General features: G+C 44.9%; 24 protein-coding genes. 16 read left to right on the forward strand and 8 right to left on the reverse strand.

What is annotated here, in order from left to right; translation table 11 throughout:
* A complete protein-coding gene (locus B5X68_RS09460; RefSeq protein WP_082214447.1) occupies positions 1-1,137 on the forward strand; it encodes an FAD-dependent monooxygenase in 1,137 nt (378 codons plus the stop codon).
* A gap of 4 nt (positions 1,138-1,141) precedes the next feature.
* Here B5X68_RS09460 and B5X68_RS09465 read toward each other — a convergent pair whose 3' ends face one another.
* Both B5X68_RS09465 and B5X68_RS09470 read right to left on the reverse strand, forming a co-directional pair.
* Positions 1,142-2,293 carry a glycosyltransferase family 2 protein gene (locus B5X68_RS09465; protein WP_082214448.1) on the reverse strand — a complete coding sequence of 384 codons (1,152 nt, stop codon included), beginning with the start codon at positions 2,291-2,293 and terminating at the stop codon, positions 1,142-1,144.
* Positions 2,294-2,297: 4 nt separating this feature from the next.
* Complete coding sequence (locus B5X68_RS09470) at positions 2,298-3,317, reverse strand: lysylphosphatidylglycerol synthase transmembrane domain-containing protein (protein WP_082214449.1); 1,020 nt, start codon at positions 3,315-3,317, stop codon at positions 2,298-2,300.
* Positions 3,318-3,324: 7 nt separating this feature from the next.
* Between B5X68_RS09470 and ruvC the strand changes: the two genes are divergently transcribed.
* Positions 3,325-3,909, forward strand: a complete 585-nt coding sequence (gene ruvC / locus B5X68_RS09475) for a crossover junction endodeoxyribonuclease RuvC (protein WP_082215291.1) — start codon at positions 3,325-3,327, stop codon at positions 3,907-3,909.
* Positions 3,910-3,912: 3 nt separating this feature from the next.
* On the opposite strand, the gene B5X68_RS09480 is transcribed toward ruvC, so the two are convergent.
* A complete protein-coding gene (locus B5X68_RS09480) occupies positions 3,913-7,092 on the reverse strand; it encodes a zinc-dependent metalloprotease (protein WP_082214450.1) in 3,180 nt (1,059 codons plus the stop codon).
* Positions 7,093-7,364: 272 nt separating this feature from the next.
* On the opposite strand from B5X68_RS09480, the gene B5X68_RS09485 reads away from it, so the two are divergent.
* From B5X68_RS09485 to B5X68_RS09500, 4 genes are read left to right on the forward strand one after another with little or no spacing between them, the layout of a single operon-like run.
* Positions 7,365-8,009 carry a TetR/AcrR family transcriptional regulator gene (locus tag B5X68_RS09485; RefSeq protein WP_082214451.1) on the forward strand — a complete coding sequence of 215 codons (645 nt, stop codon included), beginning with the start codon at positions 7,365-7,367 and terminating at the stop codon, positions 8,007-8,009.
* Positions 7,987-9,321: a TolC family protein gene (locus tag B5X68_RS09490; RefSeq protein WP_229208349.1), complete on the forward strand. Its 1,335-nt coding sequence runs from the start codon at positions 7,987-7,989 to the stop codon at positions 9,319-9,321. Before B5X68_RS09485 ends, B5X68_RS09490 begins: the two co-directional genes overlap by 23 nt.
* Positions 9,322-9,368: 47 nt before the next feature.
* Positions 9,369-10,478 carry an HlyD family secretion protein gene (locus B5X68_RS09495; protein WP_082214452.1) on the forward strand — a complete coding sequence of 370 codons (1,110 nt, stop codon included), beginning with the start codon at positions 9,369-9,371 and terminating at the stop codon, positions 10,476-10,478.
* A gap of 32 nt (positions 10,479-10,510) precedes the next feature.
* Entirely contained in the window at positions 10,511-12,085 is a 1,575-nt protein-coding gene (locus tag B5X68_RS09500; protein WP_082214453.1) for a DHA2 family efflux MFS transporter permease subunit, read from the forward strand.
* A gap of 86 nt (positions 12,086-12,171) precedes the next feature.
* Here B5X68_RS09500 and B5X68_RS09505 read toward each other — a convergent pair whose 3' ends face one another.
* Positions 12,172-12,582, reverse strand: coding sequence for a putative toxin-antitoxin system toxin component, PIN family (locus tag B5X68_RS09505; protein ID WP_082214454.1), 411 nt, complete (start codon positions 12,580-12,582; stop codon positions 12,172-12,174).
* 3 nt (positions 12,583-12,585) lie between these two features.
* Positions 12,586-12,804: a DUF8507 family protein gene (locus tag B5X68_RS09510; protein ID WP_082214455.1), complete on the reverse strand. Its 219-nt coding sequence runs from the start codon at positions 12,802-12,804 to the stop codon at positions 12,586-12,588.
* 141 nt (positions 12,805-12,945) lie between these two features.
* Here B5X68_RS09510 and B5X68_RS09515 point away from each other — a divergent pair, with 141 nt between their 5' ends.
* From B5X68_RS09515 to rodA, 4 genes are all read left to right on the forward strand, one after another.
* Entirely contained in the window at positions 12,946-14,004 is a 1,059-nt protein-coding gene (locus B5X68_RS09515) for a PLP-dependent cysteine synthase family protein (RefSeq protein WP_082214456.1), read from the forward strand.
* Positions 14,005-14,040: 36 nt separating this feature from the next.
* Positions 14,041-15,612, forward strand: a complete 1,572-nt coding sequence (locus B5X68_RS09520; protein WP_082214457.1) for an NFACT RNA binding domain-containing protein — start codon at positions 14,041-14,043, stop codon at positions 15,610-15,612.
* A gap of 120 nt (positions 15,613-15,732) precedes the next feature.
* On the forward strand, positions 15,733-17,658 hold the full coding sequence (gene mrdA / locus B5X68_RS09525; protein ID WP_082214458.1) for a penicillin-binding protein 2: 1,926 nt from the start codon (positions 15,733-15,735) through the stop codon (positions 17,656-17,658).
* Positions 17,659-17,671: 13 nt separating this feature from the next.
* Complete coding sequence (rodA, locus tag B5X68_RS09530) at positions 17,672-18,955, forward strand: rod shape-determining protein RodA (protein WP_082214459.1); 1,284 nt, start codon at positions 17,672-17,674, stop codon at positions 18,953-18,955.
* A 15-nt stretch (positions 18,956-18,970) separates the two neighbouring features.
* Here rodA and B5X68_RS09535 read toward each other — a convergent pair whose 3' ends face one another.
* Complete coding sequence (locus B5X68_RS09535) at positions 18,971-19,348, reverse strand: DUF423 domain-containing protein (RefSeq protein WP_082214460.1); 378 nt, start codon at positions 19,346-19,348, stop codon at positions 18,971-18,973.
* Positions 19,349-19,495: 147 nt separating this feature from the next.
* Here B5X68_RS09535 and B5X68_RS09540 point away from each other — a divergent pair, with 147 nt between their 5' ends.
* Positions 19,496-20,542 carry a glycosyltransferase family 9 protein gene (locus B5X68_RS09540; protein WP_082214461.1) on the forward strand — a complete coding sequence of 349 codons (1,047 nt, stop codon included), beginning with the start codon at positions 19,496-19,498 and terminating at the stop codon, positions 20,540-20,542.
* On the opposite strand, the gene B5X68_RS09545 is transcribed toward B5X68_RS09540, so the two are convergent.
* Complete coding sequence (locus B5X68_RS09545) at positions 20,534-21,196, reverse strand: YggS family pyridoxal phosphate-dependent enzyme (RefSeq protein WP_082214462.1); 663 nt, start codon at positions 21,194-21,196, stop codon at positions 20,534-20,536. The two genes, B5X68_RS09540 and B5X68_RS09545, sit on opposite strands and share 9 nt — an antisense overlap.
* A gap of 141 nt (positions 21,197-21,337) precedes the next feature.
* Between B5X68_RS09545 and B5X68_RS09550 the strand changes: the two genes are divergently transcribed.
* The 4 genes from B5X68_RS09550 to rplI all read left to right on the forward strand — a co-directional run bounded on the left by B5X68_RS09550 (position 21,338) and on the right by rplI (position 23,520).
* Positions 21,338-22,279 carry a DUF8428 domain-containing protein gene (locus tag B5X68_RS09550; RefSeq protein ID WP_082214463.1) on the forward strand — a complete coding sequence of 314 codons (942 nt, stop codon included), beginning with the start codon at positions 21,338-21,340 and terminating at the stop codon, positions 22,277-22,279.
* 138 nt (positions 22,280-22,417) lie between these two features.
* Positions 22,418-22,798 carry a 30S ribosomal protein S6 gene (gene rpsF / locus B5X68_RS09555; RefSeq protein ID WP_082214464.1) on the forward strand — a complete coding sequence of 127 codons (381 nt, stop codon included), beginning with the start codon at positions 22,418-22,420 and terminating at the stop codon, positions 22,796-22,798.
* Between the two features lie 3 nt (positions 22,799-22,801).
* On the forward strand, positions 22,802-23,053 hold the full coding sequence (gene rpsR / locus B5X68_RS09560) for a 30S ribosomal protein S18 (RefSeq protein WP_026630174.1): 252 nt from the start codon (positions 22,802-22,804) through the stop codon (positions 23,051-23,053).
* A 20-nt stretch (positions 23,054-23,073) separates the two neighbouring features.
* The gene (gene rplI, locus B5X68_RS09565) at positions 23,074-23,520 is read left to right on the forward strand and encodes a 50S ribosomal protein L9 (RefSeq protein WP_082214465.1); all 447 of its coding nucleotides are present in this window, start codon (positions 23,074-23,076) and stop codon (positions 23,518-23,520) included.
* Between the two features lie 64 nt (positions 23,521-23,584).
* Here rplI and lysM read toward each other — a convergent pair whose 3' ends face one another.
* Positions 23,585-24,043, reverse strand: coding sequence for a peptidoglycan-binding protein LysM (lysM, locus tag B5X68_RS09570; RefSeq protein WP_082214466.1), 459 nt, complete (start codon positions 24,041-24,043; stop codon positions 23,585-23,587).
* Between the two features lie 193 nt (positions 24,044-24,236).
* On the opposite strand from lysM, the gene B5X68_RS09575 reads away from it, so the two are divergent.
* A complete protein-coding gene (locus B5X68_RS09575) occupies positions 24,237-25,871 on the forward strand; it encodes a glycerol-3-phosphate dehydrogenase/oxidase (protein WP_082214467.1) in 1,635 nt (544 codons plus the stop codon).
* The last annotated feature ends 17 nt before the right edge of the window (positions 25,872-25,888 follow it).

Below are 25,888 nucleotides of genomic sequence, written 5' to 3' on the forward strand. Positions count from 1 at the left end.
ATGCAAACCAAGGAAATTGCAATCATTGGCGGCGGAATCGCAGGTTTGACATTAGCCGTCAGCCTGAGAAACACGCGATTCAAGTGCCATATATTTGAAAAAAGTACAGAGTTTAAAGAGATAGATGCTTCAATCAGCTTATTTCCGAATGCCTTGCGGGTACTCCGACAACTGGGGGTTTTGAAAGATGTAATGGACATAGCGAGCGGAATAACGAAAATCATAATGAAAACGGATCAGGGCAAAATCCTGGGTCAGACTGAACCAAGATATCAGCTTCCAGCCATGAGTATGCACCGCGCTGACCTGCATGCCATCCTGGTCAAACACGCCAATGCAACATTTTATTCGGATCACGAGCTTGAATCCTTTCAAAATACGCCTGATGGAAAGGTCAATGTTAGCTTTAAGAATGGTGTGTTTAAAGTGTTTGACGCAATGATCGGCGCCGACGGGATTCACTCAGTTGTCAGGCAAAACATTATTGGTGATGGAAAACCTATTTTTCGGGGTTACAGCATCTGGTGTGGCATAGCCGAATCAAATGCAGGCGTGGGTTATACAAGTGAGAGTTACGGCAAAGGGGAACGATTTGGCATTATCCCGATCAGCAAAAGTCAATGTGGCTGGTGGGCAACAAAGAATGAGAAGTTTATGGCAGACGACGAGCCCGAGGGAACGAAGCAAAAATTGCAAAGGTTATTCGGCAGCTGGCATGATCCGATCCCGGAACTAATCTCCAAAACCGGCAAAATCTTCAAAACAAGCTTGTCAGACAGGATTCCTGTCCGAGGATGGTCCAGAGGAAATTGTACGCTATTAGGAGACGCAGCGCACCCGACCACGCCCAACCTGGGGCAAGGCGGGTGTCTTGCCATAGAGGGGGCCTATATACTCGGAGAGATCATCCGGAAATACGGCATTACAGATACGGTCTTTCAGCGGTACGAATCCCTGCATTTTATCCACGCAAAAAACATTGTCCAGGACAGCCGTAAACTGGGTAAGGTTGGACAACTGGAAAATAGCATTGCTGTTTACGTAAGGAATAAGATCCTAAGCCTGACCCCTTCATCCTTCACGCTGAAAGTTGTCGATAAATACTTTTTGTATGACGTTACAACGATGAAATTGTAACCGCCTACACAAGTTTACGTCCCTTCCACTCATACGCCGGTTTCTGCGCGGCCAGCCCGAAAAAGCAAACGTAAAAAGGATAAATAATCTGCGTTACCGGAATGTATAGAATTGATTTTGGCTTTTTCAAAAACGATAATACAGAGCCAAGAAAAAGCCACTCAGGCAGACATTTAGCAGATAACAGGCTCAAAAAAAAGTAGCCATCTACAAGTCCAAAAGAATATAGCAAGGCACTGATTATCAGCGAAAAGTTGCAAGCAAAAACATAAAGTGCCAGAAAAAGAGGCGTTTTACTTTGATAATGTTTCCATTTGCTTGCCCAGCGCTTGCGCTGACAAAAGAAAGCCTGCCAGTTGTTGTGCGCCTTCGTAGTAACAATCGCCCTCGGATCTTTCAGAAAATGGACCCCTTCCGGATATTTCGCAGCAATCTTATGCATCAAAAATTCGTCATCACCTGAGGCAATGTGCCGCACGCCATCAAATCCACCGACTTCCAGAAAGGCATTCTTTTCATAAGCCAGGTTAGCCCCATTGCATAAAGAAGGATATCCCGCCGCAATCGCGCTCGCACCACTTCCGATCAGGCTTGCAAATTCCACTGTCTGCAAATGATCCGTAACCGATTTTTCCTCTGAAAAAGTAACAGGCGCACTGATCAATTTTGCATTGGTTGCTGCATAACATGCGGCAATGGCCTGTAACCAGCCCGATTCCACACGGCAATCACCGTCTGTGGTCACAATAAGGTTTCCTTTTGCGCGGGCTATAGCTGTTTCGATCGCCCACTTTTTAGGCGATGTTGTAACGGTGTCGGGAAGCGCTATTAATTGCAGATTTACCTGGGAATTGGCGGCAAATGCCCGAACGATGGCTGCCGTCCGGTCAACGGAACCGTCATCCATAATGAGGACTTCAAATTGCTCGTGCGGAAAGTGCTGTTTGTCCAGGTCATTGAGCAAAAAACCAATGTTTTCTGCTTCATTACGCACCGGAACGATAACAGTAATGAAAATTCTTTTGTCAAATTTAAAAACACCCGATGGCTTGATCCGATTCCAGAAAAAGGTAAGAATGAATGTGAAGACCGCATAACTCAAAATCAGGAGCCAGAGTAGGGGAATAAGCCATGAAAGCAGGTAATGTTCTGTCATTGAGTTAATTATTGGAGTTTGAAAATTTCATCTTACTCCATTTATATTTCCAGATCAGGAAAATTCCGATCAGTATCGGTCCGAGCACATTGAGTATCCAGACTAAAAAGGTAGCCGCAATAATTTCTTCCGCGGGCAAATTGTATTGTTCAAAAACCAGCAAAGCCGTAAATTCTCTCAGCCCCAGATCACCCAACACATTGATAGCCGGGATCAGTGTTTTGGCCAAAAAAATCAGCGAAACCGCTGAGGAAAGTTCAATTACAGGAACGGGAAAGTCGAAAAGCGATAATGCCAGCACAAACTGACTCAAAAAGACAAGATAACGAAGCAAACCATAAAACGCAGAAACGGCCAAATCCCATGCAGAATAATTGCCAATGATGCGTAAATAAGTATTTGCCTTTTGAAAAACTCTCTTCTCAGGATGCCAATCTGTAAGCGGCTTGCGAAACCATACCACCAGGATACCGGATATAGTAACCACGGCGAGCAGCGCATTGATCACTTGCTTGCTCTGCAATGACAGCCCGATTTTTTCCTGCAAATGAAACCAACCGACCGCACCGCCTGCAACAGAAATGTAAAACTGAATTCCGTTAGAAACAATGGCCGCACCGATCGCTTCGAGCCGCCGATCCGATTTAAGTGCAGCCACGCGCCCGATCGTGTCGCCGAGCTGCGCTGGCGCAGCCACGCCGAAGGCAAGCCCGGTTAATGTCCCGCGAAAAGCGTCCCGAAAGGTGATATCAACCACTTTTTTAGCTAATCGCTGCCATTTCAGACTTTCCAGAGCCCAATTAACAGGCACCAGCAGGAGCATCACGAGAAGGACCGGATGATGATCTGATACAAGGATATCGTGAAAAACGGATCCCACATCGCCAATGCCTTTTTGCTCATTACGGAAGGTTTTATAGATGTAGCTCAGGATGAGGATCGTGACAATCAGCTTGCCCAGCCACAGCAGGTTTTGCAGGTTTCTTTTTTCTTTGGCAGTAGAGAGTTCCTTATCTTGCACCATGATTAAAATGCAGCAAACCGACGCTACCGAAAAAGTGATTATTGGAGTGGATCCCGGCACCCAGGTGATGGGTTACGGCGTGATTTCGGTGAAAGGCCAGCACATTACTTTGGTTCAATATGGTGTTATTCATCTGAGCAAATATACTACGCATGAATTGAAGTTAAAGAAAATCTTTGAGCGCATTACCCAGCTAATTGAAGACTATCTGCCCGACGAAATGGCGATTGAAGATCCATTTTACGGGAAAAATCCGCAGTCTATGCTCAAACTGGGCCGTGCGCAGGGTGTGGCAATGGCAGCGGCGCTGGCGAGGGACATTCCCATTGTCGAGTATTCTCCCAAAAAGGTGAAACAATCCGTCACAGGCAGCGGCAGCGCTTCCAAGGAACAGGTTGCCTATATGCTTGAAAAAATTCTCAATATGGAGCTGAGCCGTGAATTTATGGATGCAACAGATGGAATTGCCATCGCCATTTGCCATCAGTATCACGCCAATTCGCCCGCTTCTGTTTCCTCAGGATCTTCCAAAAAATCCAAAAAAGGAGGTTGGGGCGCATTCGTCAGCGAGAATCCTGAACGTGTAAAATAGCTCCTAACGAATCATTTTAAGCGTTTTTGTCACATTTCCCGCTTTGAGCCGATAGATGTAAAGTCCAGAGGCCAGATTTTGGCCGTCCAGCCTTGCGATATGCCATCCCGCCGGATATTTTCCTTCTGCCAACAACCTGATCTTCTGGCCTTTCACATTATAAAGCGTCAGTGTAGTCAGTTCATCATTAGGCAGGAAGAAAGCTATATCCGTGGTGGTGCCGGCTGGATTAGGAACATTCTGCATTAAAGTCACTTCCGTTGGCATATTGTACGAGGCCGACGGAGTTATTTTGAATGCAACACTTTCATTACTAGTAACTTCCGGCTCGGTTGTGACAGTTTTTAGTCGATACATTCCCTCTTTTATACTCATGGGAATCTTGAAGGTGTAAGTCTTGTTCGCAATGTTCCTTCCCGTAATTTTTATTGTCTCATTGCTGCTGACATTTCGCAGGATAAAGCTGGCCTCGTTATTTTTCCCAAAAGTCGTGTTGGTGGTCAATGTTAATGCTATTTCGTCTCCGGCAGTGTAGGAAGCCTTGGGTTGAAAACGTTGGAAATTTTCTTCATCGAATGCGTGAAGTTCTCCTCCGGTGGTGAGGATCAGCAGTTTATTATTAAAAATTGTGAGGTCAAATGGCTCTTTTAGCATGTTCAGACCGTCGGAATAAATGGTCGCTTTCTGATCTTTGAAACGGATCAAGGCGTGTGGCTCATAATTCTGTTCCGAGATGCCGTAGGAAGCAGCCCACATTCGATTGTCTTTGTCAAAAATAATTTTGCGGATGACATAGCCGTTCAGTGAAAAAACCGGTTCCCAACTTCGGGTAGATCGATTGAGCTTGAAAACGCCTGGTTCACCGTAGGCGTAAATGTCGCCTTCATTGTCAAAGGCTATGCCCACCAGTCCCCTGAAATTGCGGATCGCAGGCTGTGCAATCCATGTGTTATTTTCAAATGAATAAATCAAACCTTCTTGCATCAACGCCCATACGTGATCGTCTGCGTCGGCGGCCACGCAAATTGCGTGATCATTCGTGAGCACATTCGCGCCGTAAAAAATCCATTTTCCGTTTTGGAAGTGCCCAACACCCCGGTCAATCGTCGCGAAAAATATGCCCGCAGACGACGTCACCACGAACGGTGCGACTGCATCCGTCGCAAACTTTTCATTGGCAAAACTATGCTCATACGCGCCACTCACATTGCGTTTAAGCAGCACATTATTGAAACTCATTGCAAAAACATCCCCCGACTTCGATGCCCCGAACAAGTTGATAATGTTCGGGCTTCTGCCTTTTGTGGTTGTTGTGGTGCTGGCTTCCCAGGTTTTAAGGTCTTTTGTTGTGTAGTAACCGTTGTTAATGTCAAACACAAACAGTTTATCACCCGCATTATAGAGCCGGTTTTTTAGCGTCGCGCCATAGGAATTGGTTGTAGAAAGCAGGTTTTTAGAAACAACTCCCAAAAATTCAAATCGTGTATCATTCCAATTTGTACTCAGCTCGAAATTTTTCCAGCTGGTAAAAATTCCCGGCATATACTGAACCCTTGTCCGGGCATAATAAGTTTTGTTTTCTTCCAGAACTGGCTGAAAAATGGCTTTATTGACGAAACTTTCATTCATCCCATTTAAAGCAACAGAATCTCTGAACACAATATTTTTGAATGCTTCATCTTCTGCAACCTCAATATTCTGCAAAAAACCGGTGTGCAATGTTGATGCGTAAGTAGAAACGGCGATTATTGGATTTGCTGATGTGTTCGAAAGGTTGGTGGGCGCCCAAACTTGACTGGTCCAGGGCGAGCTAAAAAAAGTTGGATATGACCATCTGCTCCAAATGTCGTCCTTTTTGACCCGGAGCCGGACGGCGTATCGTTCGAAGCCTTTGGAAGCCAGTGGAATGTTGAAATGCTGGATTTTTGGTTCGGTAGCCGAGAAATCATGAAAAATAACACCGTCCGTCTGGTTTTTGTCAGCGACTTCAACCTGGTAAGATTGGATGCCATCATATTTATGAAAAGTGCCCGAAAGAAAACCGTCGTCTTTCCAGTCAAGCTGCAACAGAAGCGGCGGTGATGACTTTTCGTTATACGGGGAAATGGTAAATGGCAATGTCTCCGACCACAACGCAGCCTTAGGGATTTGCATGGAAAGCACCCTGGCGAAGTAATCTCCTTCGCGCTGGCCAACTGACGTGAAATGAGATTGGGCAACTAATGTATCTTCAACAATGTTCGCAAAAGCCGCATCCCGGGCAATCTGAAAGCGATATTTGTTTACACCAAAAGGCGTTTTCCATCGAAAGGATGGCGTATGCGAAGCTTCTTGAGCATTATCTTCATAAATGGTCAACGAGTCCGGCGTGTTGGGATGCTCCGTTATTGCGTTCAGCTTGAAACTCTCGTCAATGCGCCCTTCAGCGTAATCGCGCATGAGGTTTTGGCAAAGCGGATGGAAACTCAAAACAGACCGGCAATAGGACATAATGGAGCCATTAACCGACTCCTGATAACCTTCCTCACATTCCACACTGGCACCGTCGAGTGTTGTACAGCGGTCGATAGGTCCGCCTGGCCAATAGCAATTGTGCGTGTGCGGCGAGCCAAGCGTATGACCGAGTTCATGGCAAAGCAAATCAACCGGAAGGTCGGACATTTCAGGTTTTGGAAAATTAGATGTACACATCCGGTAACCACCATAAAACCAGCCATCCCGCACCGAAAAGCCTACAACCGCGTCCCTTTCGTCGCTCCTGTTGAAGAGCCAGTAATTCTGAACATTGTTATAATATTGAAAATCGTCGTCCAGCGCGTAAGGCTCGGGGTGGTCCCAAATAAGGATCGAAGTGATCGTAAGCTTTACATTGATGTCGCGCTCGAAAATGGCCGAGGCTTCATTGATAAATTTAACTGCTTTGCGGGTAATCAATGCCTTATCTCCTCCGTAAAGCAGGTAGGTCTTGTAATTGATATCTAGTGCCAGCCTGTATTCCAACATCTCGTCACCGGCTGTTCTGGCGCGGGTCAGGTCTTTGGATCGGCTGTATTTTTGCAATCTGGACGCTGATAATGAGTCATTTGTGCCGCAGACAGGCGGACCGTGCTGCGCTGTTGTAAATACGGCGTGCGCTAAAAAAAGCAGAATCAGGCAAATGATTTTGGTAAAGGATATTTTCATAGAAAGAGGGAAGACGCGAGGTTGGAGTTTAGGCGCATGTCAATGTGCCCGTTTGCTTTAAAAATAGGACAATGTTTGACACATTTTCGTTGCAACTGCCCTAGAACCGAGATTAAAAAAATTTTAATGGTATTTAAACAACATTTCCTTTTACTAATCAAACGTTTGTTTGGTAAAATCAAACAATCGTTTGATTTTTATTTTTGGTTCAATTAAATTTGCATCACCATTATCGGAAAGCCAACGCTAATAACTGGTAATGAGCAATTTAAATGGAATATAACGCAAAGCAAATACAGATTATAGAAGTCGCAGAACGGTTGTTTGCCGACAAAGGATTTGCGGGAACATCCGTGAGGGACATTGCGCAAGAAGCTAATGTGAACGTATCGATGATCTCTTATTATTTCGGATCAAAGGAAAAGTTGATCGAGGCGCTTTTTGCGATGCGCATGGGCGAGTCGCGTTCGCGGATGGAAATGCTGCTTGGAAACGAGGATTTAATCCCAATTCAAAAAATCAACATATTGATTGACAGCGCCATTGACCGTTTGATGGGAAACCAGTGCTTTCACAACATTATGATGCGTGAGCAACTTTCTTCGGAACGGACGCCAACCATTTCGGAGCATATCAGGGGCTTGAAACTGCGGAATGTGCAGTTAATGCAGAAGTTGATCGAAGAGGGCCAGGCCGTAGGCGCATTCCGTAAAAATATCGATCTCAGCCTGATGAGCACAACATTATACGGCACGATCAATTACGCGATCGCTACGCAGGATTTTTACAAGCGGATCAATGGCCTGGAAGATATGGAAGAGGCTGAATTTCAGATTCATTTGAGAAGAAAATTAAGCCAGCACTTAAAAAGTTTATTTAAATCAACAGTAACTAATGAACACCACAACCAGAACTAAAAGAATGGTTTTTGCGATCGCCAGCGTGTTCTGGCTCGCCGCAACCGCTCATTCGTTCGCTCAGGACCCGCGGAAACTAACGCTGGAAGAAGCGATTGAAATGAGTTTGAAAAATAGTAAGCAGCTCAAATTAAGCCAGACGAATGTAGATCTCGCCGGTCTGAGCATCAGGCAAATTAAGGAAAACCAACTGCCAAGTCTTAGCGTATCAGGCTCTTATCTGAGATTGAACACACCTAACATTAACCTTAAACTTCCTCAGGATGGAAATGACAGCACGGGTGGAAGCACACCGCAGGTGCATCAGGTAATGTACGGCATGGCGAGCGCATCGCTGCCTATCTTTTCGGGTTTCAGGTTTAAATACGGCTTAGAATCAGCACATTATCTGGAACAAGCTGCAAAATTGGACGCTGAAAACGACCGTGACGCAGTGATCCAGAACACAGTTGCAGCATATAGTAATTTGTATAAAGCAAAAAAATCGGTCGATCTGGTTGCTGAAAACCTTTTGCGTGAACGTGAGCGCGTGGCTGAATTTACAAACCGTGAAAAAAACGGTATGCTTGCCAGAAATGATCTGATGAAAGCCAAGTTGCAGGAATCGAACATTGAACTTACGCTGCTGGATGCTGAGAATGATCTGAAAGTAACGACCATTAATATGAACCTGCTGCTCGGAATGCCGGAGAATACAGTGTTAGCGGCAGATTCGGCAAGTTTTATAACATTAAAGGAAGAAGGCAATGCAGCCGAGTGGGAGCAAACGGCAATTTCACATCGGAAGGATTTTGCTGCAAACGGCATCCGTCAGAAGGCGGCCAACTCGGACATTAAGGTTGTAAAAGCAGATTTTTATCCAAATGTGGCTTTGACCGCTGGTTATGTGGCGCTTAACATTCCAGGTGTGGCTGTGATCCCGAATGCTATGAATGCCGGAATTGGCGTCAGATATGACATTGGTTCGCTCTGGAAATCGGGAGCCAAAATGGAGCAGGCCAAAACAAGAGTTTACCAGCTAAAAACAAATGAGCAAATCCTTCTCGACCGTATCCATCTGGAAGTCAACACGGCTTATTACAATTATGTTTTGAGCAAAAGAAAAATAGATGTCTATGCCAAAGCAGTGGAACAGGCAGACGAAAATTACCGGATCACAAAAAATAAGTACGATAACAGTCTGGTAACCACCACAGAACTACTCGACGCGGACGTGGCACAAGTGCAATCCCGCATCAACTACGAAGCCGCCAAAGCCGACGCCATCGTAGCCTACAAAAAATTAGAACAATCAGCCGGAGTGATTAATTAACCGAAGATCATTCACTCATTCAGTCATTCAAAATTCAACATTACACAATGGAAACCAGACAAAATACATTGGAAACTGAGGAAGCTCCAAAAAAGAAAAATTACACATTCGTTATCATTCTTTGCGTCCTGATCGCAATCGGCGGGACCTGGGGTTATACCAAATATAACCACGGACTGCATCATGAGGAGACGGATGACGCGCAGATCGACGCGAACATCAGTCCCGTAATTCCCCGAATCTCGGGATATGTGACAGAAATTAAGGTTAAGGATAACCAAACTGTTAAAAAAGGCGACACACTGATCGTTCTGGATAACCGCGATCAGCTGATCAAACTCGAACAAGCGAAAGCTGGATTGGCCGGATCACAGGGGAGTTTGGTTGTGGCCAATGCAACTACAAATGCGTCACAGGCAAGCGGCATTACTTACCAAGCCAATGTTTCAATTGTGGAAGCGCAGATTGAGGAGGCGAAAGTAAATGTATGGCGCGCTAACCAGGACTTTGCCCGTTATGAAAACCTGATCAAAGATCACTCGATCACGCAGCAGGAATTTGAGCAGGCTTCCGCTACAAAACAACGTGCTGAACGTCAATTGGCCGTTTTGGTGGCTCAGAAAAATGCCGCCGAACGCCAGGCAAAGGCGGCAGGCAGCCAAACGCGCGCAACTTCGGTACAAACCAATGTGGCTAATGCGAACATTAAGGCTCGTCAGGCAGAAATTGCAAACGCAGAGTTGAACCTTTCCTACACCGTTATCACTGCTCCAACAGACGGACGCGTTTCGAAGGTTAATGCACAGGTAGGCCAGTATTTACAGGCAGGACAATCGCTGTTCAGCATTATATCCACCAATGAGCCCTGGGTTGTTGCCAATTTCAAAGAGACGCAATTGACTAAAATGAAACTCGGACAAAAAGTAAAAATCCACGTGGATGCTTATCCGGATCATGAATTTGAGGCAAAAGTGGCTTCTTTTTCACCGGCAACAGGCGCAAGATTCGCATTGCTTCCTCCTGACAATGCAAGTGGAAACTTTGTAAAAGTTGTGCAGCGTCTGCCAGTAAGGATTGAGTTTACGCAGGCAAAAGATGAGCGCATAGCAGAATTGAGACCGGGCATGAACGTGTTCGTGGACGTGGAATTGAACTAAGGATCAGCTTACTGACCTTAAACCCAAATTAAATGGAATTACAGGAATCACTCGTCGAATATGGTTTCCGAAGGGTCATCATAACGATAACAGCTGTTCTGTGTGCGTTGCTCGAAATCGTTGACACCACTATTGTCAATGTCGCGCTCAACGACATGCGGGGAAACCTGGGCGGCACATTATCTGAAGTGAGCTGGGTTATTACGGCCTATGCCATTGGTAATGTGATCATTGTGCCCATGACCAGCTGGCTTTCACAGCAGTTTGGACGCCGCAATTATTTTGCAGCTTCGATCATCATCTTTACGGTCGCCTCCTTTCTCTGCGGTAATGCGAATAACATCTGGGAACTGGTATTTTTCAGATTGATACAAGGACTGGGTGGCGGCGCGTTGCTGGTAACTGCCCAAACATTGATTACCGAAAGCTATCCACCTGAAAAACGCGGAATTGCGCAGGCTATTTACGGTCTGGGTGTGATTGTAGGCCCAACCCTGGGCCCGCCGCTGGGAGGTTACATTGTGGATCATTACAGCTGGCCTTACATTTTTTATATCAACATTCCGCTCGGTATCATTGCCGCAATGCTGACCTTGCAATTTGTACGAAGCCCCAGATTCTCTCAAAAGAAAGCGGCCAACGAGATTGACTATTGGGGCATTGTCCTGCTGGCCATTTCCGTAGGATCGCTTCAATATGTATTGGAAAAGGGGCAGGAAGAGGATTGGTTTAATGATGAAATTATCATTCTACTGACCGTTACAGCCGTTTTTGGTTTCTTTTTCTTCATCTGGCGTGAATGGACGTATAAAAATCCGATCGTGAACCTCAGGGTTTTAGCCAATGGAAACCTCCGGGTCGGGACCATTCTTTCCTTCATTCTTGGTTTTGGCTTATATGGCTCTACATTTATTATCCCCTTGTACACCCAGGCGACATTAGGCTGGACGGCAACACAATCGGGGATGCTGATGGTGCCCGCAGCCATTGTTACGGCCATGATGATGCCCATTGTCGGTCAGCTGATCCAGCGTGGGGTGAAACAGCAATATCTGGTAGCTGCCGGAATGATTTTCTTCTTTATTTATAGTTACTGGGGCTATCTCATTCTAACGCCCGACACAGGAAAGGATGCGTTTTTCAATATGCTGATTGTGCGCGGAATTGGTTTAGGATTGCTATTTGTGCCGATCACGACATTAGCCCTTTCTACACTGAAAGGCCGTGAAATTGGCGAAGGAGCAGCATTTACGGGGATGATGCGGCAGTTGGGCGGTTCGTTTGGCGTGGCAGTGATCACCACATACTTGGCCAGACAGAATATGCTGCACCGCAATGATCTGGTAAGTAAGCTGGATGTCAATAATCCGTCCGTTATGCAACGCGTGGAAGGTTTACAGCATTCATTCATGGCCAAAGGCATGCCGTCAGATGTTGCACTAAAAAGCGGCTATAAGATCCTGGATTACACGGTCACAAAGCAAGCCCAGGTAATGTCATATATGGACGTATTTCTCTATTTAGGACTCATGTTCCTGATCTGCGTTCCCTTTGTACTCTGGACCAAAAGTGGCAAAACCAAAGTCGACCCATCCTCAGTACATTAAGATTTCAAGTGTAGTGGTGTTTTAAACAGGAGGCCTCATTTGAGGCCTTTTTGTTGTTTGGGCGTGTGAATTAGTCCTGGTCTTCGTTATTTCCAAGTTGCCAGGATAATTTTCAATTCCTGTAAATTGAGAATGTTAACCTTTGGGAAAGGAATTGAACCGAGCACATTGAAGTGCTTGTCGTGTGTGATAATGTAGTCTGCCTGGCAAGCCAATGCGCAGTCAACGAATTTGTTGTCGTCCACATCGCTGATCAAGTTCCACCGATAAAATGGTGTGACCCAGATTGCGTTTTCCAAATTTGGAAGAAGTTCAACGACATTGGTAGCAAGGTTAGGGGAATAAAATCCACCTATTACCTCCTCATATTCTTCGAGAATCTCTGTGGAAATGCCAAATTCAAAAATGCCTGATTTCAAACCGTCGAAAAGCCAGCGTGATGCCGATAGTTTTGGGATGCTCACCATCAGGCAATTAGTGTCAATGACAAGAACCATTAACTAGTATTTAGTGCGTTTGTGTGTAATCAAAGCTTCATCCAAATCTCTCTGTGATAGACCGCGCTTTTCCCAGATTTCATCCATTTCTTCATCAATCTGCTTTGCAAAATATTCGGAAAGCAGCTGCTTGATTTCCTTTTCCTGTTTGCTGTTCAGTTGTTTCTCAAATATTTTGAGCATAAACAACTGCATGGAGTTTAGTTTAGTCGCCTGTTCCATTTCTAAAGGAATTAAATTTTTACAAATTAGTAACCTTTAAGATAACCTCAAAGGAAGTTCGATTTCTCATAAGTAGAACTAAAAGTTAACTCCAAATATTCCGTTCTTGTGCACATTATTGATAAAATTATTGAAACGAACATGTCTAATTCCTGGGTAACCACCGCCATTACCAAGATTGAAGCGGATTATCAGCGGTCGGCGGATACGCATTTGATTCCCTTGAAGTTGCCTGAATTTTCTGGAATTGATTTTTATTTTAAGGACGAGTCGACGCATCCATCCGGGAGTTTGAAGCATCGGTTGTCGCGGTCGTTGTTTTTGTATGCGCTTTGTAATGGTTGGATTCATGAAGGAACCACGGTGGTGGAGGCGTCAAGTGGTTCTACTGCTGTTTCTGAGGCGTATTTTGCGCGGTTGCTTGGTCTGCCATTCATTGCCGTAATGCCCAAAACCACAAGCCAGGATAAAGTTCAGGCGATACAATTTTATGGAGGGAGGTGTCATTTCGTGGATCACCCTGCGGAAGTTTATGGTGTTTCGAAGCGCATTGCGGAAGAAAATAATGGTCACTTCATGGATCAGTTCACCTATGCCGAGCGGGCGACGGACTGGCGCGGCAACAACAACATTGCGGAATCCATTTTCCGGCAAATGCAGTTTGAAGCGCACCCGGTTCCAACCTGGATCGTCATAGGTGCTGGCACGGGTGGGACTTCGGCGACATTGGGCCGATACGTGCGCTATGAGCGTTACGCAAGCCGGATATGTGTGGTTGACCCGGAGAATTCCGTGTTTTATGATTGTTGGCAAACCAATGATCCCGGCGTTTGCAGCGAATATGGGTCCAGGATTGAAGGCATAGGCCGGCCTAGAGTGGAGCCGTCATTTATCCCGACAGTGGTTGACCACATGGTCCGTGTGCCGGATGCGGCGAGCTTTGCTGCCATGAAAACATTGTCGAAACTGCTTAACAGGCGGGTAGGAGGCTCAACGGGAACCAACTTCTGGGGCGTGCTGCAACTTGCACAGGATATGAAAGAACAAAATATGCAGGGCTCTATTGTTACATTGATCTGTGATTCCGGAGAGCGTTATCAGGATACTTACTATAATGATGCATGGCTGGCGAAGAATGGGTTTCTAAATGCAGTTCAGGAAGAGTCTCGCAGATTGGCCGCGGTGACCGGTTTAGTGTAAAAGTGTCTACTTTTGCGCTGAATTATTGAATATCCCGTGCATCAGAATTACTATTTTCTAAAACAGCTTGCCCCGGTTTTGCATCAGCAATTGGCCGGAAAAACCTTTATTGAAGCTTTCAGCCAGGAAAAGGATGAAATCATTTTGGTCTTTGATACAGCGGTGAATGATGAGGCGCTGTTGGATCCGTTTTTTATCAAAGCAACATTAAGGTCTAATTTTGCCTGCCTGAGCTTTCCCGATAGTTTCGACCGTGCCCGTCGGAACAGCGTTAATCTTTTCACAGATTTTCAAAAACAAAAAGTTGATTTTGTTCGGGTTTATCTCAATGAAAGGGCGATTCAAATCAGCTTTGAAGATGGTAAGAAACTGGTCTTCAAGCTTTTTGGTAACCGTTCTAATTTGATCGCTTTAAACAGCGAAGGCGAAGCGACGCAGCTTTTTAACAATAAACTTCCCGCGGACAAATCCATCACAGCCGCATCGCTCGACCGCAACATTGACCAGTCATTTGAAGCATTTGTCCAAAATAATGAACGCTATGAAGCATTGTTTCCAACATTTGGGAAGCTTGTGAACGCTTATCTGGCAAACAAATTTCAACATTTAAATACCGCCGCTGAAAAGTGGGCGATCATCCAGGACACATTAAATGAATTGAGTTCTCCGCCATATTATTTAACCAAAATCGAGCTTGTTCCGACACTTTCGCTTTTACCGGTAGGAGAGATCATTTCTGAATACAGCGATCCGATTGAGGCATTGAACGGGTCTTATCTGGCTTATATCCGGCTGAGCGGCATTGAAAAAGAGAAGGCGGAGATGCTTCGGGTCCTCCGCAAGCGCCTTACCCAGACTGATAATTATCTTGACAACACATTCAAAAAACTGGTTGAGCTGGAAGAAGCAACAAAAAATGACGAGATCGGAAATATCATTATGGCCAATCTTCACATCATTCCGGAACGAACTGAAAAAATAGAACTCTTTGATTTTTACCGTGACCAGCCCATTGTGGTAAAACTAAAAAAGGAGCTCACCGCTCAGAAAAACGCGGAAGGGTATTACAGAAAATCCAAAAACGAGAAAATTGAATTAGGAAGGCTGAATGACAGTCTGAGTGCACGGGAAACGGAGCGGCAAAATCTGGCTAAACATTTAAGTGCAATAGAAGCAATTGAGTCGCTCCGTGAGCTGAGAAGTTACATTAAAACCAATGGTCTTGATCAAACCAAAGTCGTTGCAACACCGGCCGACTTGTTTAAAAAAGTGGAATTCATGGGATATACCATTCTGATCGGGCGTAATGCGAAGAACAATGATGTTTTGACCAAACAATTTGCTTCCAAAGACGATCTGTGGCTGCACGCAAAGGATGTTACGGGCTCGCACGTGGTGATCAAAAACCAGCCTGGACGCAATTTTCCGGCATTGGTCATCGAGCGAGCGGCGGAACTGGCCGCCTTTTATTCCAAAAGAAAAAACGATTCATTATGCCCGGTGATTTATACACCGAAGAAATTTGTCCGCAAGCCAAAAGGCCTGCCAGAGGGTGCTGTGGTGGTTGATAAGGAAAATGTATTGATGGTGGAGGCGAAAGGTGAGTAGCCGATTTTATTCTGCTAAAAATGAAGTTTTTAGTGCGTGAAACGTATAAGCGGGCTTTGATAAGTCTGGCGATATAACGAACTTCGTATGAAAATAGAGAACAGGAATTTTTAGTGCAGAATGCTTGAAAGTCGTCGCTTTGTCATCATTGGTTTTTTTGCTTTAGTAGGTATAATCTACTTATTACGACTTTTCTACTTACAGGTTCTGGACGAGAGTTACTCCATCGAATCGTCCAGTAACTCCATAAAGCGTGTCATAGAAATCCCCTTTCGTGGACAGATCTACGACCGCACAGGAAAGCTCATCGTTTATAATACGCCCGTTTACGATTTATTGGTTACGCCTTACAAAGCGAGAGTAGATGATACGCTCCGTTTTTGCCAGGTTTTGGGCATCGAACGTCGTGATTTCGACAGTTTAATGAACGCCGCGAGCGCATATAGCCGCGTAAAACCATCCTTATTTCTCCGCCAGTTATCCAAAGAGGATTTTGCCTCAATCCAGGACATTATGGTGGATTACTCCGGTTTTGAATTTGCCAAAAGCTCTTTGCGCACTTATACGGCGCCTACGCTCGCAAACACGCTCGGTTACGTAAGTGAGATCACAAAAGGACAGCTGGAAAAGCAGGAAGAGCCTTATTACCGCCAAAGTGATTACATTGGACAAAGCGGGATTGAAAAAATATACGAGAACGAACTGCGCGGAAAACGTGGGACGAAGTTTGTGATGCAAAATGTAAGCGGCGTTTACAAGGGTCCCTGGAAAGGCGGCGAACTGGACACAATGGCTGTTGCCGGCGCAAATCTGTATTCCGGGATCGATCTCGAAGTGCAGCAATATGCTGATAGTCTGATGGTGAATAAAGTAGGCAGTGTGGTTGCCATTGAGCCAAAAACAGGTCAGATCATTTCCATGGTGTCCGCTCCGACTTATGATCCCAACATTCTGGCGAGTCGTTATTTTTCCAAAAATTATGCTGCGCTGGCGCGAAATCCTTACAAGCCGCTTTTTAACAGGCCTGTCATGGCGAGTTACAGGCCGGGTTCTACATTTAAGTTAATACAGGCATTGATTGGTTTGCAAGAAGGTGTGATTACGCCGGAAAGCGGTTTTACGCATGCCAATTGCCCGGTTGGCTGCCATAATCACCCCGCAACAGGAACGGTGGCTTTGGGGGTTATGCACTCTTGCAACCCGTATTTCTACAATGTTTTCAGGAGAATCATTTATAAAAACAACATTCAGAATACATTCAAAGCTTCTGCAGTCGGCCTGGATGCCTGGCATGATGCGATCAGCAAATTTGGGATCGGACAACGATTGGGAATTGACCTTCCCAGCGAGTACAAAGGGAATTTGCCTAATAAAAAATACTATGACCGCTTTTACGGGGAGTATCGGTGGAAATTCTCAAACATTTATTCACTAAGCATCGGGGAAGGTGAGTTGCTGATTACGCCACTCAAAATGGCAAATGTGGCAGCCATCATTGCCAACAGAGGTTATTTCTACACGCCCCACGTGATCCACGGAATTGGTGACGGCAAGAAAGTGAATCCCGAATTTTTAGTACGACACGACACAGGTGTTGAGTCGCACAATTTTGATCCGGTTATTGAAGGAATGATCGGAGCGGTGGAAGGCGGAACGGCCCGCAGATCTCGCGTGGAAGGCATTACCATTGCCGGAAAAACCGGAACATCGCAGAACAAACGCGGGGACGACCATTCGATCTTTATAGCCTTCGCCCCGGTCGAAAATCCTAAAATCGCCATTGCCGTTTTTGTAGAGAACGCAGGAGCGGGAGGTTCGGCTGCCGCGCCGATTGCCAACCTGATCATTGAAAAATATCTGACGCGGAAGATTACAAACAAAGCGTTGGAAGAGCGGATGTTCAAAGCGGACTTAATGAGCAAAGTTATTTTGCCGGGACAGAAGAAGCCGATTTCTGCCGATTCGTTAAAGAAAAAGTTGATTTCTGCGGATTCGATGAAGAAAAAGCCAGTTGTGAAGCCAATAACTGCACCAAAAAAACAATAACCAAAGACTTAAAATGGCTGAAAATAAGCCCATAACGAAGAATGTTGACTGGATGGTGGTGCTCATTTACATCGCCTGTCTGGGAATTGGCTGGGTGAATATTTATGCCGCCGTGTATAACCCGGAAGTGAACATGAGCATGTTTGACCTCTCCAACAATGCGGGAAAGCAGCTGATGTGGATCGGGACCGCTGCATTGCTGATCATTTGTATTCTGGTGATCGATTATAAGTTTTACGAAACCTTTTCCTTCATTATATACGCGGTCATCGTTTTCCTGCTTGTGGTGGTGTTATTTGCCGGAAGCAACATTAACGGATCACGCTCGTGGATCAAATTCGGGGCTTTCTCACTGCAACCAGCAGAATTTTCGAAGCTTGCAATCAGTCTCGCTATTTCCAAATATCTGAGTGATCCCGCCATCAGTCTCACACGTAAGCTGAAAGATTACTATCCTATTATGGGGATCATTGCATTGCCTGCTTTTTTGATCCTTTTGTCCAATGAAACGGGTTCTATGCTCGTATTTGCGTCATTTGCAATTGTCCTTTATCGTGAAGGAATGCCTGGTTTTATTCCTTCCATCGGCATTGTTACGGCAGCTTTGCTGATCATTACATTGCTTTTTGTGAAATGGTATATTGCGGGTGTGATCATCGTTATTGCAGGGCTTGCTATCTGGCTTATGCCCGTAATGACACGACGACGCGGAGGGCTTTGGGCGACGATCATCATCGCATTTGTGATGATAGGCATCGTTTTCGGGGTTGACTTTTTTATGAATAATGTGCTTCAAAAACACCAGAGAGGTCGTATTATGGTGCTTTTGGACCCGGATTCCGATCCTCGGGGAATTGGCTGGAACGTGATACAGTCCAAGATTGCGATTGGCTCTGGTGGATTTACCGGAAAAGGATTTTTGCAGGGAACACAAACCAAATTCGACTTCGTACCAGAGCAAAGCACCGACTTTATATTTTGTACCGTAGGAGAGGAGCACGGTTTCATTGGCTCCGCTGTTGTAGTTGTGCTCTTTGTATCATTAATAGCAAGACTTGTTGTACTGGCCGAGCGACAGCGAAGCCGGTTTGCGCGGGTGTATGGTTACTGCGTGGCTGGGATTATCTTTTTCCACTTCATGGTCAATATTGGTATGACGATCGGGCTGATGCCGGTGATCGGGATTCCGCTGCCGTTTTTCAGTTACGGAGGTTCTTCGCTATGGTCGTTCTCGATTTTACTTTTTGTATTCTTAAAAATTGACGCGCAGCGGCCCTTTACGCTTTCCCGGGGGTGAAATGAATTCAATCATTCATAATTTGCCCGCGGCCAAAATCAGCAAAACCCAACCAGCTATCAGAGCTAACCCGCCAATCGGAGCCGTTGCGCCAAATTTGGTGATGCCGGTGAAACAAATTGCATAAAGCGAGCCCGAAAAAATGATCACGCCAATCGCAAATGCATTGCCTGACCAACCTAGCAATTTTACGGCATCCGTGCCCGCGCGTTGCATGAGCAGCCCTACCAAAACCATGGCAATAGCATGATAAAACTGGTATTTTACAGCGGTTTCGAAAGTTTCGCTCCGGCCGGAAGCTTCCAGCATTCCTTTCAATGCATGTGCGCCGAAAGCGCCTAGTGCTACGGCGAGCGCTCCCAAAATACCGCCAGCCTGAATCATGAATTTCATATTCTTTATTATTAATGTATTGTTAACGCAATGCGGTAAAGTTATGCCCGGATCGAAGCGTAACCAACTCTTTGTTTCAATTTTATTATCTTGCGCGCTTGGAGAGGCGGATTCATCGTGGCCGCCAGTTGTAGATTATACTTAGCAATGACTTTAAAAAGTTTTATAGCGCTCTGGACTCATCGTTATCACAAATACACGCACATTAGCAAAGCGCATTTTCTTGGATATCGGGCCTGGTTACATTTCAAGGGAGTAAAAAGTAAATTAAAGACGGATCAGAAGCTGATTGCGATCATCCGCACCGAACATTTTGGCGATATAGTCGCAGCGGAACCAATTTCGCGATATGTGCGGTCACTGCATCCAAATGCGCACATTGTATGGTTTGTCAAGCCTTCATTCAGTGAATTGGTTAGTCACAATCCATCCCTAGACGAGGTTTTCAAGGAGTTTTGCGTGACGGAAAGAAAGACTTTACTCGACACCGGCATTTTTGATGAGGTTATCCAGCTGCAATTCACCAATAACAATCACTGCCCCAAATGCCAGGTTTTCGTTGACAATCCTGTTGCCGATCGCCGTAACATCAACATTTTCAATTACTTCAATTTTGGAAACCTGCTGGAAGTTTTCGCGCAAACAGGTGATCTGATTCCTGAAAAAGCAGCATTCCCAGGCGACGACAGGCCCAAACTTTATTTGCAGGATAAGCACCGGCAAAAGGTAGATTCTTTAAATCTGAAAGAGCCATTTATCGTGCTGCATTGCCAATCCAATTACGCGCCAAAGGATTGGCCTGCCGAAAAATGGGAGCAATTGGTGGAATGGCTGGCTGATAATTATCCTTATAAAATTGTTGAAATCGGACTGAAAAGCAATCTTTCGGTAAAGACTGGATCTTACCGCAATTTGTGCGGGCAGTTTACAATTCTGGAAACCGCCGAAGTGATCCGGCGTGCGTCTTATTTTATCGGATTGGACAGCGGCCCGTCGCACTTGGGCAATGCTACGGGCACTTTTGGGATCATTTTAATGGGGTCGCTGAATGATTTCCCCGAGTATAATCCTTATTCAGGGGGGTATGGCAGGCAGGAAAACGCAGTTTTTGTTCGTCAGAAAGGCCTTCCGTGCTCGCAGCTCTCGTTTGAATTTGTAAAAGATAAAGTAGCGGGCGTAATCAAATTATCTTGACCCGAAAATAAAGCTCCCAACCCGTATAAGTGTGCTTCCTTCTTCCATTGCAATGTTGTAATCCGCGCTCATGCCCATGGAAAGCTCCTGCATACTGATTTGTTCATTATTGTATTTTTTGAATGTTTCAAAAAGCGATTTCAGTCCCCGGAACTCGTTCCTGATCATATTCTGATCATTTGTATTTGAGGCCATTCCCATTAACCCAAGTATCCGCACATTTTGCAATGTTTTCAGTGCCGGGGAAGTTAGTATTTCAATGGCTTCTTCTTCTGACAATCCAAATTTGGTTTCTTCCCGCGCAATGAAAATTTGCAACAGGCAGTTGATTACGCGCTTGTGCTTGGCAGCCTCTTTATTGATCTCCTTTAATAATTTAAAACTGTCAACGGAATGTACCAAAGCAACGTAAGGAGCCATATATTTGACCTTGTTAGTTTGCAAATGGCCGATCATGTGCCACTCAATGTCCTTGGGAAGTGCCTCGTATTTAGCCGTCATCTCCTGGACTTTGTTTTCTCCGAAGCGTTTACAGCCAGCCTGATAAGCTTCGAGGAGAACTTCTTCGGGCTTGGTTTTTGTTACGGCAATTAAGCGGGTTTCCTGTTTTAATCCTTTTTCTATTTGATCAATATTTTCAGCGATTGATGACATTTGGGAAGACTAATTTTTTGAGTATTAAAGTATTAAACAGAAGATTTGCCTGTTGGCATCCAGAAAATAGATGTTAACATATTTCAAAATTGAAAAAAACATAGTTCTTTTACCAACTAATTAAAAAATATAACCTTCTGTATGGACTATAATCAGGAACAAAAGCAAGACAGGAAAACACTTTTATGGGCCGCTCTGGCGGTATTACTATTGCTTAATTTGGTACTTGTTTATTTTATCTATCATGAAAAACAGGAAAATCTTGCAAAGGATGACATTATAACGGCCAAGACCGAGGAAGTGCTTTTTATCAAAACCAAGCTCGACTCTATTTCGCAGGAACTCGACATTAAAATCGCCGAAATTCAGAAACTGGGCGGTAGTGTTGACTCCCTGATCGAGATGAAAAATCAGTTAGAAAAGGATAAGCTGGAATTGAAGAATATGAGTAATTACTCCGCTTCCGGCTACAATAAGAAGATCAAAGGCTATGAAACGGTCTTGAATGAAAAAGACACGGAGATAGCGCAGCTGAGACAGGAACTGGGCATTGCAACTACAAAAAACCAGGAACTGAATGAAAAAGTGACGGGTCTGGAAACAGAAAAACAGCAACTTGCCGACTCAGTAACCAATTATTCTGTCCAAAACAGGGAATTGGCCGAGAAGGTGACCATTGCCTCTGCACTAAGAGCTGAAAACCTGACAGTTAATGCCGTTTCCGCAAAAGGAAAAGAACGTGAGGGCGGAAAATACAAAGCCAAAAGGATTGACAAACTGAGAGTAAATTTCAGTCTTGCGCCCAATGCGGTTGCAAAGCAGAACGAGAAAGAGATGTATCTGCGGATTCTGGATCCGGACGGCGCAGTGTTGTCGGATATGGCCACAGGATCGGGATCATTCATTCATGACGGTAAGGAGTTGATTTACAGCTCGCGGCAGACGGTTAATTTCACTAACAGCGGACAGTCCGTTGATATCCTGTACGGACGCGGCGGCATTCCCTTGAAAGACGGCAAATATGCCATCGAAGTTTACAGCGAAGGCTTTAAGATAGGGCAGGGCGACTTCGAAGTGAAGTAATCGAAGCTGAATAACTTGAATTTAAGTAAGATCAGGGCTTGGAATTGTTAATTTCAAGCCCTATTTTTGCACCCTCATTTTGGTATAATCCCAAAGTGAGGGTTTTTATTTAACATTATATAATTAATCAATTACCGTATGTCTAAGCAATATGAAACGGTGTTCATTCTAACTCCCATTTTGTCTGAGGCCCAGGCAAAGGACGCCGTTGAAAAATTCACGACAATCATCACCTCAAATGGTGCATCGATTGTACATGAAGAAAATTGGGGATTGCGCAAGCTGGCCTACCCTATCCAAAAGAAAAACTCAGGTTTCTATCATGTAGTAGAGTATTCTGCAACAGAAGGAAACGTGGTTGACGTTTTGGAAACCGAATTCCGTCGTGACGAGCGCATTTTGCGTTTTATGACAATCGCCCTGGATAAGCATTCAATTGCTTACAACGAGAAAAAACGTAAGGGTCTGGTTGGAAGAAAAAGAGAAGAATCAACTGAGTCTAAAACCGAAAACGCATAAGCTATGTCACTAGTAAACGAACCGGTTGAAAAAAACAATAACCGTAAGAAATATTGCCGTTTTAAGAAAGCAGGCATTAAATATATCGACTACAAGAATCCGGATTTCTTATTGAAACTGGTGAATGAGCAAGGTAAGATCTTGCCACGCCGCCTTACAGGAACAAGCTTGAAATATCAACGCAAAGTTTCTCAGGCCATTAAAAGAGCGCGTCACTTGGCTTTATTGCCTTTTGTTGCTGATCAATTGAAATAATATAGAAAGAGCTACAAACAATGGAAATCATACTAATAACTGATATAGCAGGTGTAGGTTATAAAAACGATATCGTTACTGTGAAAGCAGGTTACGGTCGTAACTACCTTATCCCTCAGGGTTTTGCATTATTGGCTAACGCCTCTAACCGCAAAATCGTTGCTGAAAACGTGCGTCAGGCTTCGCACAAAGCTGAAAAGCTGAAAAAAGACGCAGAAGAAATTGCAGCAGCAATCGGCGATCTTACAATTGATATCAAAACTGTGGTAGGAGAAAGCGGCCGTATCTTCGGACGTGTTACCAACACACAGGTTGCTGATATCCTCAAAGCAAAAGGTTTCAATATCGACCGCAAGAAAATTACTTTGGATGATGTAAAATCCATCGGAACTTACTCTGCAACAATCGATTTGCATAAAGAAGTGAAACACAAAATCGCGCTGAACGTTATCGCTCAGGAAGATTAATCGTTTCAAGAATTCAAAAAAAAAGCAACCCAAAAGGTTGCTTTTTTTTTGTTTCAGATATTTGTCATGGCGCTGGAATTCTCAAAACCTGGCCTGGGTATATTTTGTCCGGATGTGTGAGCATTGGTTTATTTGCTTCAAAAATAATGGGGTATTTCATCATATCTCCATAAACCTCTTTTGCGATTTTTGAAAGCGTGTCGCCTTTTTCCACAGTGTGATATGTTGCTTCCGGTGCTGGTGTTGCCACTTTCAGGCGATTGTCTACGACTTGTACGCCTTCCACATTCCCTACGGCAAGGGCTATTTTTTCAGCATCTTCCTGCTTGGCCACTTCACCCTCAATTGTTACTGTGTCACCAGATGTTTTGACCGTGAGGTTGTTATACGCAAGTCCAAGTGCTTTCACGTGAGCCAGTAGTGCACTCGCACGCAATGGTTCTGCCTCAGGTGCCGGAACAGCAGTTTCTTCCTTATGAAAAACTTTTTCTCCTACGCCTTTTAAAAACGATAGTAAGCCCATGTTTAAGTTGGTTAAATGATAGATTGTGAAAACTGTAAGAGTAGTAGTGATGCTTGATCACAAATCAAAAGAGCAATAACTATACCAAAGTTTGAATCAAATTCGCAAAACAGCCGTCCACAGCGACCAGTTTTAAAGTCTGGCTTTGTACTTTTGCACCAGGTCAATCAAATGCTCGATATTCTGCAAATAAATGAATCGTAACGCGTCGCTGGATAAGTTAAAAAGTGAAGAATTTGATATTTGTATCATTGGGGCAGGAGCAAGCGGAGCTGGTTGTGCGTTGGATGCCGTTTTGCGCGGTTATAAAGTTGCTATCATTGACAAAAAGGATTTTGCATCGGAAACCTCGTCCCGTTCCACCAAACTCATCCACGGTGGCGTGCGCTACCTCGAACAGGCATTTAAAAAGCTTGATTTTGCACAACTGAAACAGGTTCGGCATGGATTGGAAGAGCGTCATACCGTTCTGAAAAACGCTCCGCACCTGGCACGCCCGCTCGCGTTGATGACGCCTGTAGGCTCGTGGATAGAAGGTTTGTATTTCAAAATTGGCTTGCAGATCTACGACACATTTGCGACCAATGATTCGCTTCCGAAGAGCAAATGGCTTTCGAAAAAGGAAGTGCTGGATAAGATTCCAACGCTCAATAAAAAGAAATTGCATAGCGGCGTATTATATTACGACGGCCAACTGGACGATGCACGTTATTGCCTCGCATTGGTTCAATCGGCCTCGGAAGCTGGTGCCGTTGCTGCGAATTATCTGGACGTAACCGGATTTACAAAGAATGATTCCGGCAAGCTGGTCGGTGTTCAGGTAAGGGACACGCAGCTGGGACCTGAATTCATCATTAAGTCGAAACTGGTTATTAACTGCACCGGGCCGTTTTCGGATAAGGTCAGGCTGCTTGCCAATCCCGCATTGCCAGAACGGCTACGCCCCAGCAAAGGCGTTCACGTTGTGCTGCCTTTTGAAACGTTAAACAGCGAATATGCCATGCTTATTCCCAAGACTTCGGATGGGCGTGTGGTTTTTGCGATCCCGTTCGAGGGTGCGATGATGATTGGCACAACGGATACAGAATCGGACAGCATAGATTCCGAAGCGACGCTGAACGAATCGGAAAAGCAATATCTTGTTGACACGCTGAATCCTTTCCTGGCTAACCAGATAGACATTTCAAAATTAAAAGCAGGATTCGGGGGACTCCGACCTTTGCTTTCAGCCGATCCGTCCAAATCAACAAAAAGCCTGGTTAGGGATCATGAAGTGGAGGTGGATTCGTCCAGCGGCCTTGTGAGTTTGCTGGGTGGAAAATGGACCACTTACCGGCTCATGGCAAAAGATACAATCGATGAAGCAGATGCCATTTTGTCCAAAAGAAATGAATGTCTTACGGCAAACCATATGCTGGCCGGTGGGGAAAACTTTGATCCGTTATTATCTGAACAACTTGTTTCAAAATACGCGTTACCTGTGGATGTGGCCCGGCACCTGGTCAGAAAATACGGATCGCGGGCGACATTGGTGGCCGATTTTACGTCTTCTGATAGCACGTTAAAAGAGCGTCTGAGCACTTCCTATCCATACATTAAGGCAGAGGTAATTTATACAGTTCGAAATGAAATGGTTGTTGCGCCGCGCGATTTTTTGGCGAGAAGGGTCAGGCTGGAAATTACAGATTGGAATGAGACCTTGAAATGTCTGCCTGTTGTCGCAAATCTGATGGCACGGGAATTGGGTTGGGATGAGAGCGAAACGAAGCGGCAAATTGATGACTATTCGCTTCAACTTAAACAATTCATCGCCGACGCCGGAGCATAGCAACCAACTCACATAAA

This window comes from Dyadobacter psychrophilus, from assembly GCF_900167945.1.
In the GTDB taxonomy this organism is placed as follows: Bacteria; Bacteroidota; Bacteroidia; order Cytophagales; family Spirosomataceae; genus Dyadobacter; species Dyadobacter psychrophilus.